The organism is Pseudomonas frigoris (assembly GCF_047758635.1).
Lineage (GTDB): Bacteria > Pseudomonadota > Gammaproteobacteria > Pseudomonadales > Pseudomonadaceae > Aquipseudomonas > Aquipseudomonas frigoris.
The window spans coordinates 6,587,956-6,604,712 of the sequence record NZ_CP180479.1; the positions used below are offsets into that span (position 1 = coordinate 6,587,956).

A 16,757-nucleotide genomic window follows, 5' to 3' on the forward strand; every position below is an offset into this window, starting at 1 on the left:
CCACTCCACGGGTTCGCTGTCGTGGGAGTCACCTTAGGAGCGTTGGGTGGGGGGCATCAATCAAGCAGAGAGACGGATCGTTACGGTCACCGTAATGGTTGGCGAAGACGTGTGGTGACTGTGCCGGCCTCTTCGCGAGCAAGCCCGCTCCCACATTGGAATGCATACCCTTGTGGGAGCGGGCTTGCTCGCGAAGGGGCCAGAACAATCCCCGCAGTTTTCAATGACGGAACATTACATTCCGGTCATCTGCTGCTGCACTCGAATCAGAAGCTGTTCAGCACTTTCCAACAACTGCGCCAACAACGCCGGATCTTCATCCATATAGCCTTCGTACTCCGCCAGGTTTCGTCGCTCATGACACAGGGCGAATAGCCGAACCTGTACTTTGCCAACATCAGCGGTATTAACCAGGCACTGAAACACCAGATATCGCTTGTCTGAACGGTAGCCGCACAAGCGAAGAGCCGTCAGTGCAAGGGCATGGGCAGCGTTGTAAGCCAGGTCGAAACGACTCGCGAAGGAAAGTGGTAGGAGCTGCCGAAGGCTGCGATCTTTTGATCTTAAAATCCAAAGTCAAAGTCAAAAGATCGCAGCCTTCGGCAGCTCCTTGTATGTTGACCTTGATTCCAACGAGAGAGGTTACGCTCAAGGATTCATACAACAGCAAGTGCGTTTCTGGGGGAGGCCGATCGCTCCTGAAGGCAGGATTTGCTCCTGACCTTGTCTGTAGAGAGGCCCCCCCGCCTCATTGCCCACCACGAAGAGTATCGAGAAGCCGACAAGTCGGACTTCGCATTACAAGGTTGCAGTGGCATGAAGTTCGAGGTCGGGGGAACCAGGAGCAATCTTACCGAAAGTCAGGGAAGTGAAAAGCATGAATACTCATGTCGGCATAGACATTGGTGCGCGCACGTCTGTCATGGGATGGCGGCAGAGCGGTAGAACATCAGGCCAGTGGGATATTCAGCACACGCCCAAAGGACGTAAGGCTGCCGTGACAAAAATGTTGGGTCTCAAACCGCTGAGCGTGGTCATGGAGGCCACCGGCATTTACTACCTGGATCTTGCATTGGAGTTGCACGCCGCCGGCCTGCCGGTCTCGGTGATCAACCCCAAAAGCTTCCACAATTTTGCAAAATTGATGCTGCAAAACAGCAAAACTGACCAGATAGACGCTCAATTGCTGGCTGAATATGGCGAGCGCATGACTCCCAGGCTTTGGGTTGCGCCTACTGCCGATCAAATGACGCTGCGTGCGATTGGCCGCCATATCAATCGGCTGATTGGTCATCGAACACGAGCCAAAAACGAATTACACGCGCTACAAGCGACAGAAACGAGTGTGGAGCTGCTGATCGAGGATGAGAAAGAGGCGATTGCAGGGCTGGACACACGGATTGATCGCTTGAAGAAAGCCGCACGTGATGCCATCGCCAAATGCCCGGATCTGAGTTTGCAGTTTCGCTGCATGATGGCGGCCCCCGGCGTTGGAGAAGCCTCAGCCATCGCCGCACTGGCTGAGCTGACGACCCTTCCGGTAACGCTTAAATCGGCGCAGGTAAGCCGCTATGCAGGCCTGGATGTCAGGTTGACCCAGTCAGGCACCAGCGTGAACCGACCAGGGCGAATGTCCAAATGCGGTAATGCTTACTTGCGCGCAGCGATGTTCATGCCGGCGATGACGGCAATTCGTTGTGATGAGAATGTGAAGGCCTTCTACGAGGCTCTGGTAGCGCGCGGCAAGAAGAAAATGCAGGCCATCGGTGCGGTCATGCGCAAATACCTAACCGGGTTATGGGCATGCATGCGCTCCGGAGAAGAATTTAATACGGCCAAGCTTTTTAGCGAAAAACATCTCGCGAAAGCTTGACCGTGAACAGAGTATCTACAGGGTTTCCCCCCATCAGATTGATCTTGTCCTGCTGCGCTACCCGCACGACAAAACTATTTTCAGCCGCCAGTTTTGCGGCCCAGTCGTCGGGGGTGTAGAGCGTCGGGTTGAGGACGCGGCCCAACTGCTCCTCCATCGGTATAAGCCGCTCCATCACTTCACTGTAGTGCAGGCCCTCGCCGATCAGCATGAGGTCAATGTCACTGGATGCGTTTGCCTGATCCTTGGCGACAGAGCCGTACACGAATGCCCAAATGATCTGTTCGGCAAAGGGTTGGAGCGCCTGACGCAGAGGCTCGGCAATACCAAAGGTTTTGCGGGCGATGCCCAGCAGTTCGGAATAAATCGGGCAGTCGGGATTGGCTTGATAGTGGGTCTGGTTGCCCTGACGGGTCATGGTCAGCACGCCTGCCCGCTGCAACCGATCCAGCTCGCGCATGAGGCTGCCTTTACCCACTTGATCCCAGCGGTCGATCTCGTTGGCGTAAAAACTTCGGTCGGGTTTACCAAACAGCAGGCCCAGCACTTTTTGCTGGGTGGTGGTGAACAAGGCTTCGCTCAGTGACAGGTTTTTCACGGCAACGACCGATAAGTCCCAAAAAAGGAACGATAGGTCCCTTTTTGGGAATCTTCAACCTGGCGCAGAAACCTTTGTGGCGAGGGGGCTTGTCGGAAGGTCCGACAGACTGGGGTTTTGTGTTTAAAAGTTTGTCCGCAGGAGTGGTGAGAGGCTACGCAGTCTGGCGTCACTGCCTACAGCAATGCCGGAACCCGCTGACTGGTGCGGTTTTGCGTTGATCTTTATCGTTTGGGGGTCGCTGCAAACTCAGCGACCGGGATTGGAAACCCCGACGAGTAAACGGCGTGAAAGCGCCACTCATGACGTATGCTTGCGCACCTTTAAAGTGTGCACTCCGTTATGGCGGCTGTGCGCGGGAGACCTTCGGGTCAACCGGGTTGCCGTTTCCCGGGTTTCCAGCCTGCGTACAGCTGCCACCCCTTCGTTCGGAAACCGAAAGGGCCAGCTCCAAACCATAAGCGGAGATTCACTATGTTCAAACCAACTCCCAATCCCCCGGAAACCGACACCGGTTCCGATGCATCCCTCGAAGCCGAAAAACTCAAGGAAGCCGCCGACCGCGTCTTTTCCTACTACTTCCCACCCCACGAAAAACCGGGCAAGCGCCGCAAACATCACCTCTTCAGCGTCTCCCCCGATATCGACACCGAAGCCCTTCTGGCCAATGCATCCGAAGACCTGCTGTCCATCAGCGCCATTGCGGCCGATCTGGCGGACGATGTGGAAGGCTCACGCCGCTCTGTAGCCTTCGCGCTCAGCCGCATGGCGGATGGGGTGCAGTTGTTGGTGGAGCGGGCGCTGGATCACTATGAGGCGTTGCAGATGCAGTTGCGGGATCAAGCCAAGGTTTAGCCGTCAGGTTTGAGGTGAATTGACGGCCGCCATCGCGAGCAAGCTCGCTCCCACATTGGATCTCCGTCGTACACAAATCCCCTGTGGGAGCGGGCTTGCTCGCGAAGAGGCCAGTCAGATCAACCCAGCACTTACGAGCAACTCCTCCAACGCCAGCAAGTCAGGCACCTTGGCCACTTGCTCCCCCACTTGCACCGCCGCCTGTTCCAGCGAGCACAACGGCACATCCACATAACTCAGCTGACTATCAAGCTTGTAAGACCGCGGAATCCCCTGCACCAACAAGGCGATGAATTTCAAATCGGGCCGCCCACCGAGCGCATTGAGGATGACGATCCGCGCCCGCTCACCGATGACGATTTTCTGCCCGCACGCCGACTCGAAACTCAGCAACGGAATCTGCCGGTTCCGCCACGTTACCCGCCCGAGGTACCACGGCGGCGTGTCGAGGTCGAAGGCGCTGGGTTGGTAGTCAATAAGCTCCGCAACAGCGACGTTGGGCAAAATCAGGTTGCGGTCGGCCAAGGGCAGCAGCAGGCCGGTGAGGTTGCTGGTGCGGTGCTCAAGCATGGGTTTTGCTCCACAAGGCGATGCTTTCGAGCAGCACCGATTCCTGGTACGGCTTGCCGAGGTAATCGTTGACGCCGATGGCCATGGCGCGGTCGCGGTGTTTCTGCCCGGTGCGGGAGGTGATCATGATGATCGGCAGGTGCTGCAGACGTTCGTCGGCGCGTACCTGGGTCGCGACTTCGAAGCCGTCCATGCGCGGCATTTCGATGTCCAGCAGCATCAGGTCAGGCATGTGTTCTTCAAGCAGCAGCATGGCGTCGACACCGTCCTTGGCGGTCAGCACGTTCATGCCGTGGCGTTCCAGCAGGCGGCTGGTGACCTTGCGCACGGTGACCGAATCATCGACCACCAGCACCAGCAGCGGTTTATGCGGCTCGACCTCCGCCTCCTGAGTCGCTGACTGCTGCGGCACACGCGCCTGCATCGCGCGGATCGGCGCCAGCAAATCGAGAATCAGCACCACCCGCCCATCGCCGAGAATCGTCGCCCCGGACAAACCCTGCACCGCCGCAAATTGCGGGCCGAGGCTTTTGACCACGATCTCGCGAGTGCCGGCCATGGAGTCGACTTGCACCGCGATGTGCCGCTCGTTGCACTGCACCAGCAACACCGGCAGCGGCAGGCTCTGGCCCAGCAGTTTCGGGCGGTGACTGGTTTTCAGCAGTTCGCCGAGGTAGCACAGTTCATAGTGTTGCCCGGCGTATTTGTAGGTCGGCGGATCGAGCCGGTAATGCCCTTCAAGTTCGTTGGGCAGCACGCGAACGATGCCGTCGATGGTGTTCAGCGGGATCGCGTACTGATCATCAAAGCACTGCACCATCAGCGCCCGGTTGACCGACACGGTAAACGGCAGTCGAATCCGGAAGTGCACGCCCTGCCCCGGCACAGAGTCGATGCTCATGCTGCCGCCGAGCTGCCGGACCTCTTCATGCACCACGTCCATGCCGACGCCGCGTCCGGAAATCTGGGTGATTTTCTCGGCGGTGGAGAATCCCGGTTGCAGGATGAATTGCAGTACATCGCGGTCGCTGATGTCGCTGTCCGCGGCCAGCAACCCGCGTTTGATCGCCTTGCGCCGCACCGCGTCCAGCGGCACGCCGGCACCGTCGTCGCGGATGTCGAAAATGATGTCGCCGCCCTCTCGCGACAGGTCGAGGGTGATACGACCCTGAGCCGGTTTACCCGCCGCGATACGCACCTCGGCCGATTCCAGGCCATGATCCACGGCGTTGCGCAGCATGTGTTCCAACGGCGCGGCCATGCGTTCGAGGACATTGCGGTCCATCTCGCCTTCGGCATTGCCGACGATGAAATCCACATCTTTCCCCAACTCGCCGGAGACCTGACGGACGATCCGCTTCAAGCGCGGCAGCATCCGCTCGAACGGCACCATGCGCGTACGCATCAGGCCTTCCTGCAATTCAGTGTTGATGCGGCCCTGCTGTTGCAGCAGGTTTTCCGCGTCCTGATTGCGTCGGTCGAGGGTTTCCTTGAGGTCGAGCAAGTCGGAGGCGGATTCGAACAGCGCGCGCGACAGTTGCTGCAACTGCGAGTGGCGGTCCATTTCGAGCGGATCGAATTCTTCGTAGCCCAGGCGTTCGGCTTCGACTTGCTGGCGGCTGAGGATCCGCCCTTGGGTTTCCGTGTCGAGACGACGCAACTGGTCGCGCATGCGCTCGATGGTGGTTTCCATTTCGCTCAGGGTCACGCGTGCATCGTTGACCTGTTGTTCGATCCGGCCACGGAAGATCGACGTTTCGCCGGCCAGGTTGACCAGATCATCGAGCAACTCTGCCGAGACCTTGACCATGTCCGCGCTGGCATCGGGTTGCGGTGCCGGCAGCTCGACTTTCGGCGTTGCGGACACTACGACCGGTGCCGGTGTTTCGGGCACGGCCGGATGACTGAAATTCTTGATCGCGTCGATCAGTTGATCGGCGGGCGGCAATGGCTGACCGGCACGGGTCGCGTCGAGCATCTGCGCCAGTCGGTCGTGGCTGCTTTGCAACAAGCCGAACAACGCGGCGGTGGGTTGCAGCACGCCAGCGGACAGACCTTCGTAGAGGAATTCCAGCTCATGGGCGAGGTCGCCAATCGGCGCGATTTCCACCATCCGCGCGCCACCCTTGAGGGTGTGCAGGTCACGCAGCAAGGTTTCCACTTCCTGACGATTCGACGGCTCGGCCTGCCAGCGCACCAGCGCCGCGCCGGAGTTTTCGATGATGTCGAAACCTTCTTCGAGGAAGATCTCCAGCAGCTCCGGATCATGCCCCGGTGAGTCCTCGGTCCGTGCCGGCTCGACCGTTTCAACAGCGCTGGCGTTGCCCTGGCGAAACTCGCGAATGGCCTCGATCACCTCATCCGGATCGCCCAATGGCCGTTGGTTCTGCAACTGATCAAGCAGCTGCGCGAGCCGGTCATGACTGTGTTGCAGCAAGTGCGCCAAGGCTTCGCTGTAGGCGTAACGGCGGTCCACCAGACCTTCGTAAAGGCTTTCCAGTTCATGGGCCAGCTCACCGACCGGCTCGACCTCGGCCATCCGCGCACCACCCTTGAGGGTGTGCAAATCTCGCTGCAACGACAACAACGGCGCAGCGTTGTCCGGGTCGCTCAGCCAGCGCTGCAAGGCCTGGCCGGCGCTTTCGAGGATATCCATCGCCTCTTCAAGGAAGATCGAAACGATCTCATCGTCCAGCTCAACCTGGGTCGCGGTCTGTTCGAGTTCGGCGGTGGCACTGCCCAGTTCCCTAATGCTCAGGGTGCGGCTACCGTCGCTGCGAATCAGGCCCATGGCCGAGGGATCAAGGCTCTCATCGAGCAAGCCGCGCAAGGCCCGAATGCGTTCCGGTTGCGGGCTGACTTCCTGGCCGGCCGCCAGTTCGTCGAGCATGTTGATCAGCGCTTCATGGGCACTTTGCGCCTCATGGAAAAACGCCTCGCTGACCGCCAGGCTGCTTTCTTCCACCGCACCGTAGAGGTCAAGCAGGGCTTCGCAGAGTTCATCCACCGGATGCAAATCAGCCAGGTGCGCGCCTTCGCCGAGGGTGGTCAATTCATCCAGCAATGCACTGAGTTCCTGACGCTCGCCGGGATGTTGCTGCCAGCGTTGCAACAGGCTTTCGGCGTCCAGCAGGATGTCCATGCCTTGCGCGAGGAAGTTGTTGATCAGTTGCGGATCACGCTTGATGCGCAACCCGGTATTCGGTGCACTCAGGAGCGTTTCCAGACGCTCGGCCAGCAACGCTTGGGTTCGCTCGATCAATGGGGGGGCGCCGGGAATCTCCGCCAGTGGATCAGTCTTGAGCTGTCGCAACCCGAGACGGAACAGTCCTTCGGCTTCGAGTAACAGTTCGACTTCGTCCAGGTCGAGGGCGAGCAGGTGCGCCTTATATTCCCGGGCCAGATGATCCAGCGGCGTCGCCAGTTCGGCGATCGGCAATACGCCAGCCATGGAGGCGCTGCCCTTGAGGGTGTGCAGCGCCCGCTGCAACTCGTCGCTGGCCTGCAATGGCACGTGCTCGGCGGCTTTATCGAGGAAACGGTTGAGGCTGCCCAAATGGGTTTCGGCCTCGTTGCGGAAGATCTCAAGTAGCAGCGGATCGAGGGCTGCGACGTCTTGTGCGTCTTCATCGAGTATCGATTCATCGCCCTTGGCCAAGGCGTGGGCGCGTGCGGCCAATTGGTCGACATCGTTGCACTGGCGCTGGGCATTGGCCGCAAAATCGGCCACCAGTTCCGGCAGCAGATGCAGCGCATCGCCCAGCAGTTGCTGCACCGCCGGCCCCGGCGGAACGCTGCGTTCCAGTACGCGGTTGAGCAGGTTTTCCACCGCCCAGGCCAGTTCGCCCAGGACCAAAGCGCGGACCATCCGGCCACTGCCTTTCAACGTATGAAAGGCCCGACGCAATTCACTCAAAGCTGATTTATCGTCGGGATTGGCCGACCAGCGCGGCAGGTACTCCCGGAGGATTTCCAGGACTTCATCGGTTTCTTCGAGGAACACTTCCCGCAGTTCATCGTCCACCGGCTCTTCACCGGCAGGTGGCGGCAACAGGCTTCCCGGGATGGTCAGAGCAGGCGGGTTGACGGAAGACACAGGGCTGGCCAATACATCGGCCAGTGACTGGACGGTCTCGGGATCGTCCAGTTCCTGCAGATCCTGCATGACCTGCGCTTCACTCGGGCTGAGCACATCTTCAAGCACCGGCACCTGCTGCTCGCTGGGGAAAAAGCCGAGCGCGGCCAGGCTTTTTTCCGCGACGTCGAGCAACTTTTCGCCCGGCGCTTCGGGGTCGTCGCTGAGGCGTTCCAGGTAATACTCGATGCTGGTGATGACGTCGGCCAGGCTGTCCAGTTCCTGCCAGCCAGGATGATCCGGGTCCAGCAGCAGGTGCTCGCGGATGAAGTGGTTGCACGTTTCGATCAGGCTCGCCGCACGGCTCAACGGAATCATCGCCAGCGCACCGCGCACCTGGGTCAGCAAGGCCGGCAATGGCTGCAAGTGCTGGCGGTCCCAGTCGGCGTCGATGTAGTCGACGATCATGTCCTTGGCCTGTTGCAGGCAGATGCGCGCTTCCTTGATCACGATCTGATGGATCTGTGTCAGGTCGGTGGTCGGCAGGCGGCTTTCTTCCTGGCTTTCCGGCTCGACGGTGCCGACCATGCCGGCCAGCGTCGCTTCGACGTAGAGCAAGGCACCGGCGACGTCCATCAGGATCGCGTCGTTGGGCTCACGCTGGCCCTGGGCCAGGCTCAGCACCACCGCCAGTTGATCGATGATGACCTTGCGTGGCTGGCCGAAACCGAGCACCGCCAGGGTGTCGGCGATTTGCCGCAGGGGCGCCAGCAGGCTTTCGAGGTCAGAGATGTGTTGACGGTCACTGCGCACGAACAGGTCCAGACGTTCCTTGACCCGTACCAGCTCTTCACACAAAGCGGCCAACACCGAGCGCATGGCATCGCGGTCGGGACCGGCCAGCCGTGCGCGCTCTTCGTCGACCATTGCGCTGTCAGGCAGCGCGTCGTCCAGTCCGTAGCGATCTTTCATGGTCAGCATCTGCCCGGTGGGATGTTCGGCCTTGGCAATGTAGAACAGCAAACTCTTGAGCAACTCTAGCGGCGCCGGCTGATTGATGCCGGAGATGCCCTGTTCGAGCAGGCGCTTCAGTTCTTTGTCGGCCTCCTTGAACAGACTGCGCAACGCCGGACTGTTAGCAATCGAGCCGCTGCGTATACCTTCGACCAGCGCCGAGGCCACTTGCCACAACGGGCACAGGGGCGCATTGCCGCACAGGCCTTCGAGACGCGTAAAAACTCTGGTCAGATAATCGAGGTTGGTTTCGCCATCCTGCTCTCGCAGCAATCCGACCAGGGCCATCTGCAACATCTGCCGCAACTTGCGCAGCACATTCGGTAAATCTGCCGGCTCCAGCAGCGCCAGCGACTCTTCGTCCAGGGGCGGCAGGTCCGGCAATTGCGGGCTGAACAAGCTGGTTTCCGACAACAGGCTTTCGCCACGGGCGCTGCGCAGATCGTTGATCAGCGGCAGCACCACCAGCGGCAGGTCGCGGCGCGCACCTTGCACCCGGTCGAGGTAAATCGGCAGCTGCCCAAGGGCTTGCAGCAACAGGTGGAGCGTCTCATCGCGATGACTGACGCGGTTCTGTTGCAAAGCCGTGGTCAGATGTTCCATCTCTTCGGCGAGCAGCGCTGCGCCGTAGAACTCGACCATCTGCAAACTGCCGTGAACCTGATGGATGCACGCCAGGCATTCACTGAGGGCGTGCGTCGCCTGCGGGTCATCAAGCAACATTTCAATCGCCTGGTGAGCCACTTTCAGCGTTTCGGCAATCTCGCCTTTGACCCACTCGAGGGCCACATAGTCGTGCCGATCACCCATAACCACTCCACTCATAATTCGCGCGCCTCAAGGCGCATCACACTTTATCCGCAGCCTGCGCCTTGGCGGCCGGCAAGGTGAAACCGGACACCGAACGCCGCAGCTGGCTGGCCATTTTCGCCAGGTTGCCAATGCTCTCGGCGGTGGCGGTGGAGCCGGACGAGGTCTGCGTGGTGATCTGCTGGATCACGTTCATCGTCAGGGAAATCTGACCGGCCGAAGACGTCTGTTGCTGCGCCGCGTTGGAAATACTCTGGATCAACGCGGCGAGGGTCTTCGATACGCCTTCGATTTCTTCCAGGGCCACTCCGGCATCCTGCGCCAGACGAGCGCCGCGCACCACTTCGGTGGTGGTCTGCTCCATGGAAATCACCGCTTCGTTGGTGTCGGTCTGAATCGCCCGCACCAGGGTTTCGATCTGCCGGGTGGCGGCGGACGAGCGCTCGGCCAGCCGCTGGACTTCATCGGCGACCACCGCAAAACCGCGCCCGGCATCACCGGCCATGGAAGCCTGGATCGCCGCGTTGAGTGCAAGGATGTTGGTCTGGTCGGCAATGTCATCGATCAGGCTGACAATGTCGCCGATTTCCTGAGAGGACTCGCCGAGGCGCTTGATGCGTTTGGCGGTGTCCTGAATCTGCTCGCGAATATTGTCCATGCCGTGAATGGTGTTGTGCACCACCTCGTTGCCCTTGTTGGCGATTTCCACCGAGCGTTCGGCCACCGCTGAGGATTCGGCGGCGTTGGCCGAGACCTGATCGATGGACTGGGCCATGTCGTTGATCGCGGTGGAGGCTTCGGCAATCTGCTGCGCCTGATGCTCGGAAGCCTGCGCCAGGTGCATGGCGGTGGCCTGGGTTTCCTGCACGGCGGCAGCGACCTGGCCAGCGGTGAGGTTGATGGTCGCCACCAGATCGCGCAATTGGTCCACGGAATAGTTGATCGAGTCGGCGATGGTCCCGGTGAAGTCTTCGGTCACCGAGGCGGTCACGGTCAGGTCGCCGTCCGCCAGGTCTTCGATCTCGTCGAGCAGGCGCATGATTGCGTTCTGGTTGCGTTCATTTTTCTCGGCGGTTTCGCGCAACTGACGATTGGTTTCGCGAACCATCACCAGGCCAATGAGGATGATCGACATCAGTGCCAGCAGGCCCAGCACGTAGCCGCCAATGGCGTCGGTGTTGCGCCCGCCGGCCAGGTTTTCGAAACCGCCGGCCAAGTGCGAGGCTTCCTCGAGCAGGGTCTGCGACAGGGTAAAAATATTGGTCGCCGATTCGCGGACCTTGAGCAGCTCCGGCGAGGTTTCGAGGATTTCATCCACCGAACCCGAGACGAATTCGAACAGCTCGGAAATCTCGATCAACCGCGCGCGAGCATCGCGGTCTTCAACCTGGCTGACTTTCAGTGACGGATTGCCCTGGAGCATGCCGTTGAGCACCTGGCCGAATCGCGCCGCATCGCGACCGAAGGCGTCGGCGGCCTGCTGCGAGTTTTCATCACCGGACAGCACGGTGTTCACCGCACCGAGAATCCGTTCAGCCAATAGCGACTGGCGCTGGGCCATGGCCACTTGCGCGGCCGGGGCACCGCGCTGGAGGAGCGTTTCGACGACTTTTTCGTACTCGACCTGCAACTGCGGCACGGTTTCAGCCAGGGTCGCGGCAACTTGATGCAGCGACAGCACAGTCTGTTCGCTGGAGAGGATCGCGTCGGTGTTTTTCAGCAAGCGTTCCCAGTCCAGTTGCACGGCACGCATTTCCGGGCGCACGGTGGACGGCGCCGGCGGCAGGCCGGTGGCTGGGTCGCCTTTCTTCAGATAGCCCCAGCGTTGGGCAAAGTCATTGCGCGCATCGCTCAGCAGCTTGAACGCCGCAGCCTTGCCGGCAGCCGCTTCGGTGGCGTTCTTGGCAATGCGCTGGGACAACACGCGCAGCTCACCGGCGTGGCCGATGTACTGTTTGTCGTACGTGGCCTGGGTGTTGAGGTACGCGAAGTTGGCGAACAGCAGCATGATGAAGACGATCAGCGCAATGAACAGCGCGATGATCTGTGACCGGCTGCGCGACCCTTCTGGCTTGCCTGTTTTTGCTTTTATCATCGGTCCTCGCCTGTTAACGCACCTTTAGAACCCACCATAGATCCCCTGTGGGAGCGGGCTTGCTCGCGAATGCGGTCATTCATTCAACATTGATTCTGACTGACCCACCGCCTTCGCGAGCAAGCCCGCTCCCACATTGGATCGGCGTTGCGCCAATTAAACCGCGACGTGCATAAAGCTTTGGGACTGCACCAACGCAAACGGGCTGAACACCTGCCAGTTCTGCTCGCGCTGAAACTGGCCTTGGATGAAGGGTGCAATCGCGCCGCTCAAGCTATCTACCGGCTCCAGACTGTCCTGGGCAAAGTGCTGCAAGCCGAAAACCTCATCGACCATCAACCCGGTAAACACCTCGTTATGCTCGACCACCAAGACCCGGCGCTGCTTGCGCACGGCTGACAGCTCATGCCCAGGCTCATTACCAGAAAAGAAGCCGCACAAGTCGATGATCGGCAACAGACGCCCGCGCAGGTTGGCCACGCCCTTGACCCAAGGTCTGACCCCCGGCAGCTGGGTGAACCGCGGCTCGTGCAACACTTCGCTGACTTCGCCCATCGGCGCGACGTACCAGTGCTCGCCCAGACGGAAGCCGATGCCGCTCCAACTGTCTTGTCGGGTCGGCTGGGACGGCAAGTCCGCCGCCAGCAGGCGACAACGCTGGTCGATCTGCAGCAGCAGTTCGAAAGCCGTCAGCGACTCGGTCATGGCCGGACGATCAACCGGCCAGCACGTTGTTCAGGGTCTTGATCAGCGTCTCTTCGTCGACCGGTTTGGTCAGGTAGTCCTTGGCGCCCTGGCGCGTGCCCCAGACCTTGTCGGTTTCCTGATCCTTGGTGGTGATGATGATCACCGGGATGTGCCCGGTTTCCGGGTCTTTGGTCAGCTGACGGGTTGCCTGGAAACCATTGAGGCCAGGCATGACGATGTCCATCAGCACGGCGTCGGGTTTTTCCTGACGGGCCAGGGCCACGCCGTCGGCGCCGTTTTCGGCTTTCAACACTTCATGACCGTGCTTTTCCAGCATGCCGGTCAGTTTGTACATTTCGGTCGGCGAATCATCGACGATCAGAATACGTGCCATGGTCTTCCCCATTTTTGTCGACGCCGGGCCCGCTGGCCGAGCGTCACTGTGCGTGTCCTACTGCGGCAAAACAGCGGCGAAGCCCGGTACATGGGCCTGGATCGCGTTCAGCAGTTCTTCCTTGCTGAAAGGCTTGGTCAAAAACTGGTCGGAGCCGACGATGCGCCCCTTGGCCTTGTCGAACAGCCCGTCCTTGGACGACAGCATAATCACTGGCGTGGACTTGAACGCACTGTTGTTCTTGATTAAAGCGCAGGTCTGATAACCATCCAGACGCGGCATCATGATGTCGACAAAGATGATGCCGGGGTGATTGTCGGCAATCTTGGCCAGGGCATCGAAACCATCGATGGCGGTGATCACTTCACAACCCACGTTCTTCAACAGCGTTTCGGCGGTGCGGCGAATCGTTTTCGAATCGTCGATTACCATGACCTTCAAGGCGCTGGAATGCTGTTCCATAAATGCTCTGCCGTCGCCTTTGCGAATCAAATTGTCCATTTCCGATAACCGGAGGCTCGAAACCCTTGATGTTTAAGGGCCGGAACGATATGGCAGCCTTTTTAGCACAGTCTCCAAATGCAATCTATCGGGGGACCGGCGCGGTGGTTTTTCCTTGACCGGGAACACACTGAGCGCCACTCTGACGCCACTTTTGCAGGTCACTGCGACCCACCCAATTTCGAGGAAAAACCCATGAGCGTTCGCGTCGGGATTGTCATGGATCCTATCGCCAGCATCTCCTATAAAAAGGATAGCTCGCTGGCCATGCTGCTGGCCGCACAGAAGCGCGGCTGGGAACTGTTCTATATGGAACAGGGCGATCTGTACCAGGCCGAAGGCGAAGCGCGGGCGCGGATGCGTCCGTTGAAAGTCTTCGCCAACCCGGAAAAATGGTTCGAACTCGAAGCCGAGACCGACGCGCTGCTGAGCGATCTGGACGTGATCCTGATGCGCAAGGATCCGCCGTTCGACATGGAATTCGTCTACTCCACTTACCTGCTGGAGCAAGCCGAACGCGCTGGCGTGCTGGTGGTCAACAAGCCGCAAAGCCTGCGTGACTGCAACGAGAAACTGTTCGCCACGCTGTTCCCGCAGTGCACGCCGCCGACCATCGTCAGCCGTCGCCCGGACGTACTGCGTGAATTCGCCGATCACCACGGCGACGTGATCCTCAAGCCGCTGGACGGCATGGGCGGTTCATCGATTTTCCGTCACACCGCTGGCCACCCGAACCTGTCGGTGATCCTCGAAACCCTGACCCTGCACGGCAAACAGCAGATCATGATTCAGGGTTACCTGCCGGCGATCATCGATGGCGACAAGCGCATCCTGATGATCGACGGCGAACCGGTGGATTACTGCCTGGCGCGAATTCCGGCAGCCGGTGAAACCCGTGGCAACCTCGCCGCCGGTGGCCGTGGCGAAGCCCGACCGCTGACCGAGAAAGATCGCTGGATCGCCGCACAAGTCGGCCCGACCCTGCGCGAAAAAGGCCTGTTGTTCGTCGGTCTGGACGTGATCGGAGAGCATCTGACGGAAATCAACGTCACCAGCCCGACCTGCATTCGCGAGATTGATAACGCGTTTGGCACCGACATCGGCGGCCTTCTGATGGATGCCATCGATCAGAAGCTCAAGGCCCGTTGATATAGAACAGCCAAGAAACGACCAACATTGCGTTATCATCCGCGGCCTGTGAAAAACGCGATGTTGGTTTTTTTGTCATGACGCTCCCGTCCGATCTGCCCGCTGAACTCGCCCATCGTGGCGTGCGCCCGGCTGATCGCCTCGGTTTTACCCTGTTTCTCGCGGCGCTGATTCACTTGGCCTTGCTGTTGGGCGTCGGCTTTACGATGGTCGAACCCAAGCAAATCAGCAAAACCCTGGAAATCACCCTCGCCACCTTCAAAAGCGAAAAGAAGCCTGAGAAAGCCGATTTCCTCGCTCAAGAGAATCAGCAAGGCAGCGGCACCCTGGATAAAAAGGCAATTCCCAAGACCACCGAGGTCGCGCCTTTCCAGGACAACAAGGTGCAGAAAGTCACGCCACCGCCGGCGGCCAAGCCTGAAGTGCGGGAAGCCGCACCGAAGGCAGCCGTGACGACCGTCGCGCCCAAGCCGAAAAAGGCCGCCACCAAAACCGAAGAACCCAAGCCCGTCACCAAACCCGCAGTCGCCGCGCCGACGTTCGACAGTGAACAGCTGTCCACCGACATTGCCAGCCTGGAAGCGGAACTGGCCAACGAACAACAGTTGTATGCCAAGCGCCCGCGTATCCATCGCCTGAGCGCCGCGTCGACCATGCGCGACAAGGGCGCCTGGTATAAGGACGAGTGGCGCAAGAAGGTCGAGCGCATCGGCAACCTGAATTACCCCGACGAAGCGCGACGCAAGCAGATCTACGGCAATTTGCGCCTGATGGTTTCGATCAACCGTGACGGCTCGCTCTTTGAAGTGCTGGTGCTGGAGTCATCCGGACAACCGCTGCTGGATCAGGCGGCGCAGCGCATCGTGCGACTGGCGGCGCCGTTTTCACCGTTTACCGGGGATTTGTCGGATATCGATCGTCTGGAAATCATCCGGACCTGGAAGTTTGCCCGCGGCAACCGGTTGTCCAGTAATTAGCCGGAGAATCAAAAGATCGCAGCCTTCGGCAGCTCCTACCTTGGAATGTGGCACCTGTAGGAGCTGCCGAAGGCTGCGATCTTTTGACTTGCTTCAGCTTGTCAGTTCGCCCCTCCAACGCCACACTAGCGCTCATGAAGAACGTCAGCCCCAGCTACCTCAAGCATCAATTCCTGATCGCCATGCCTCACATGGTCGACCCGAACTTTGCGCACACCTTGACCTACATCGTCGAGCACACGGCCAATGGTGCCATGGGGCTGGTGGTCAATCGTCCGCAAGACCTCAACCTGGCCGATATCCTCGAGCAACTGCGCCCCGACATCGAACCGCCGGTGCTCTGCCAGCATGTGCCGATCTTCATCGGCGGCCCGGTGCAGACCGATCGCGGTTTTGTCCTGCACCCCTCGGGGCAGAGTTATCAGGCCACCGTTGAGCTTGATGAGAAACTGGCCCTGTCGACCTCCCAGGACGTGCTGTTCGCCATCGCCGACGGCGTCGGTCCGGCGAAAAGCCTGATCGCCCTCGGATACGCTGGTTGGGAAGCCGGGCAGCTGGAAGCCGAACTGGCCCAGAACGCCTGGCTGACCTGCCCGTTCGATGCCGATATTTTGTTCAACACCAGCAGCGAACTGCGCCTGGAAGCAGCGGCCAAGCACCTGGGCGTCAATCTCAGCCTGCTGACCAGCCAGGCGGGACACGCCTGATGTCCCTGCGCCTGATTTTGGGTTTCGACTACGGCACCAAACAGATCGGCGTTGCGGTCGGCCAGGTGATTACCGGCCAGGCCCGCGAGCTGTGCACCTTGAAGGCACAAAACGGTATTCCCGACTGGAATCAGGTCGAAGCCCTGATTAAAGAGTGGAAACCCGATGCCGTGGTGGTTGGCCTGCCCTTGAACATGGACGGCACGCCGAGCGACATGTGCCTGCGCGCCGAAAAATTCGCCCGCCGCCTCAACGGCCGCTACAACCTGCCCTTCTATACCCACGATGAACGCCTGACCACCTTCGAAGCCAAGGGTGAACGGCGTGATCGTGGCGGACAAAAGGGCAGCTACCGCGACAACCCGGTGGACGCCATCGCCGCCGCCCTGCTGCTACAAGGCTGGCTCGACGAAAATACCGCATTGTTCGAATCCTGAAGAGCCGCAACAAGC

The 16,757-nt window shown here is 59.9% G+C and carries 13 protein-coding genes and 1 pseudogene; 6 read left to right on the forward strand and 8 right to left on the reverse strand.

Translation table 11 applies throughout. The features are described 5' to 3' along the window. Nucleotides 1-234: 234 nt before the first annotated feature. A pseudogene (locus ACMXYH_RS30415) lies at nt 235-540 on the reverse strand (hypothetical protein); the annotation flags it as partial. Nucleotides 541-877: 337 nt separating this feature from the next. On the opposite strand from ACMXYH_RS30415, the gene ACMXYH_RS30420 reads away from it, so the two are divergent. After that, entirely contained in the window at nt 878-1,873 is a 996-nt protein-coding gene (locus ACMXYH_RS30420) for an IS110 family transposase (RefSeq protein WP_415765780.1), read from the forward strand. Here the strand turns inward: ACMXYH_RS30420 and ACMXYH_RS30425 are convergent. Next, the gene (locus ACMXYH_RS30425) at nt 1,845-2,471 is read right to left on the reverse strand and encodes a nucleotidyltransferase domain-containing protein (protein WP_415765827.1); all 627 of its coding nucleotides are present in this window, start codon (nt 2,469-2,471) and stop codon (nt 1,845-1,847) included. The two genes, ACMXYH_RS30420 and ACMXYH_RS30425, sit on opposite strands and share 29 nt — an antisense overlap. A gap of 474 nt (nt 2,472-2,945) precedes the next feature. Between ACMXYH_RS30425 and ACMXYH_RS30430 the strand changes: the two genes are divergently transcribed. After that, nucleotides 2,946-3,326, forward strand: a complete 381-nt coding sequence (locus tag ACMXYH_RS30430) for a DUF6124 family protein (RefSeq protein WP_415765828.1) — start codon at nt 2,946-2,948, stop codon at nt 3,324-3,326. Nucleotides 3,327-3,440: 114 nt separating this feature from the next. Here the strand turns inward: ACMXYH_RS30430 and ACMXYH_RS30435 are convergent, their stop codons facing one another. From ACMXYH_RS30435 to pilG, 6 genes are all read right to left on the reverse strand, one after another. Further along, nucleotides 3,441-3,896 carry a chemotaxis protein CheW gene (locus ACMXYH_RS30435; protein WP_134420662.1) on the reverse strand — a complete coding sequence of 152 codons (456 nt, stop codon included), beginning with the start codon at nt 3,894-3,896 and terminating at the stop codon, nt 3,441-3,443. Continuing rightward, complete coding sequence (locus tag ACMXYH_RS30440) at nt 3,889-9,795, reverse strand: Hpt domain-containing protein (RefSeq protein ID WP_415767765.1); 5,907 nt, start codon at nt 9,793-9,795, stop codon at nt 3,889-3,891. Before ACMXYH_RS30440 ends, ACMXYH_RS30435 begins: the two co-directional genes overlap by 8 nt. 37 nt (nt 9,796-9,832) lie before the next feature. Then, nucleotides 9,833-11,890 (reverse strand): methyl-accepting chemotaxis protein, encoded by a 2,058-nt coding sequence (locus tag ACMXYH_RS30445; protein WP_134420664.1) that lies wholly within the window; start codon nt 11,888-11,890, stop codon nt 9,833-9,835. 156 nt (nt 11,891-12,046) lie between these two features. Beyond that, nucleotides 12,047-12,595, reverse strand: a complete 549-nt coding sequence (locus ACMXYH_RS30450; RefSeq protein ID WP_129440362.1) for a chemotaxis protein CheW — start codon at nt 12,593-12,595, stop codon at nt 12,047-12,049. 10 nt (nt 12,596-12,605) lie between these two features. Next, entirely contained in the window at nt 12,606-12,971 is a 366-nt protein-coding gene (gene pilH, locus ACMXYH_RS30455) for a twitching motility response regulator PilH (protein ID WP_008068134.1), read from the reverse strand. Between the two features lie 57 nt (nt 12,972-13,028). Beyond that, nucleotides 13,029-13,433, reverse strand: a complete 405-nt coding sequence (gene pilG, locus ACMXYH_RS30460) for a twitching motility response regulator PilG (protein WP_008152601.1) — start codon at nt 13,431-13,433, stop codon at nt 13,029-13,031. 234 nt (nt 13,434-13,667) lie between these two features. Here pilG and gshB point away from each other — a divergent pair, with 234 nt between their 5' ends. From gshB to ruvX, 4 genes are all read left to right on the forward strand, one after another. After that, nucleotides 13,668-14,621 (forward strand): glutathione synthase, encoded by a 954-nt coding sequence (gene gshB / locus ACMXYH_RS30465; protein WP_056738965.1) that lies wholly within the window; start codon nt 13,668-13,670, stop codon nt 14,619-14,621. 77 nt (nt 14,622-14,698) lie between these two features. Beyond that, nucleotides 14,699-15,598, forward strand: coding sequence for a TonB family protein (locus ACMXYH_RS30470; protein ID WP_415765830.1), 900 nt, complete (start codon nt 14,699-14,701; stop codon nt 15,596-15,598). A 134-nt stretch (nt 15,599-15,732) separates the two neighbouring features. Next, nucleotides 15,733-16,305 carry a YqgE/AlgH family protein gene (locus tag ACMXYH_RS30475; protein ID WP_046045231.1) on the forward strand — a complete coding sequence of 191 codons (573 nt, stop codon included), beginning with the start codon at nt 15,733-15,735 and terminating at the stop codon, nt 16,303-16,305. Beyond that, nucleotides 16,305-16,742: a Holliday junction resolvase RuvX gene (gene ruvX / locus ACMXYH_RS30480; RefSeq protein WP_415765831.1), complete on the forward strand. Its 438-nt coding sequence runs from the start codon at nt 16,305-16,307 to the stop codon at nt 16,740-16,742. Before ACMXYH_RS30475 ends, ruvX begins: the two co-directional genes overlap by 1 nt. Nucleotides 16,743-16,757 lie beyond the last annotated feature (15 nt).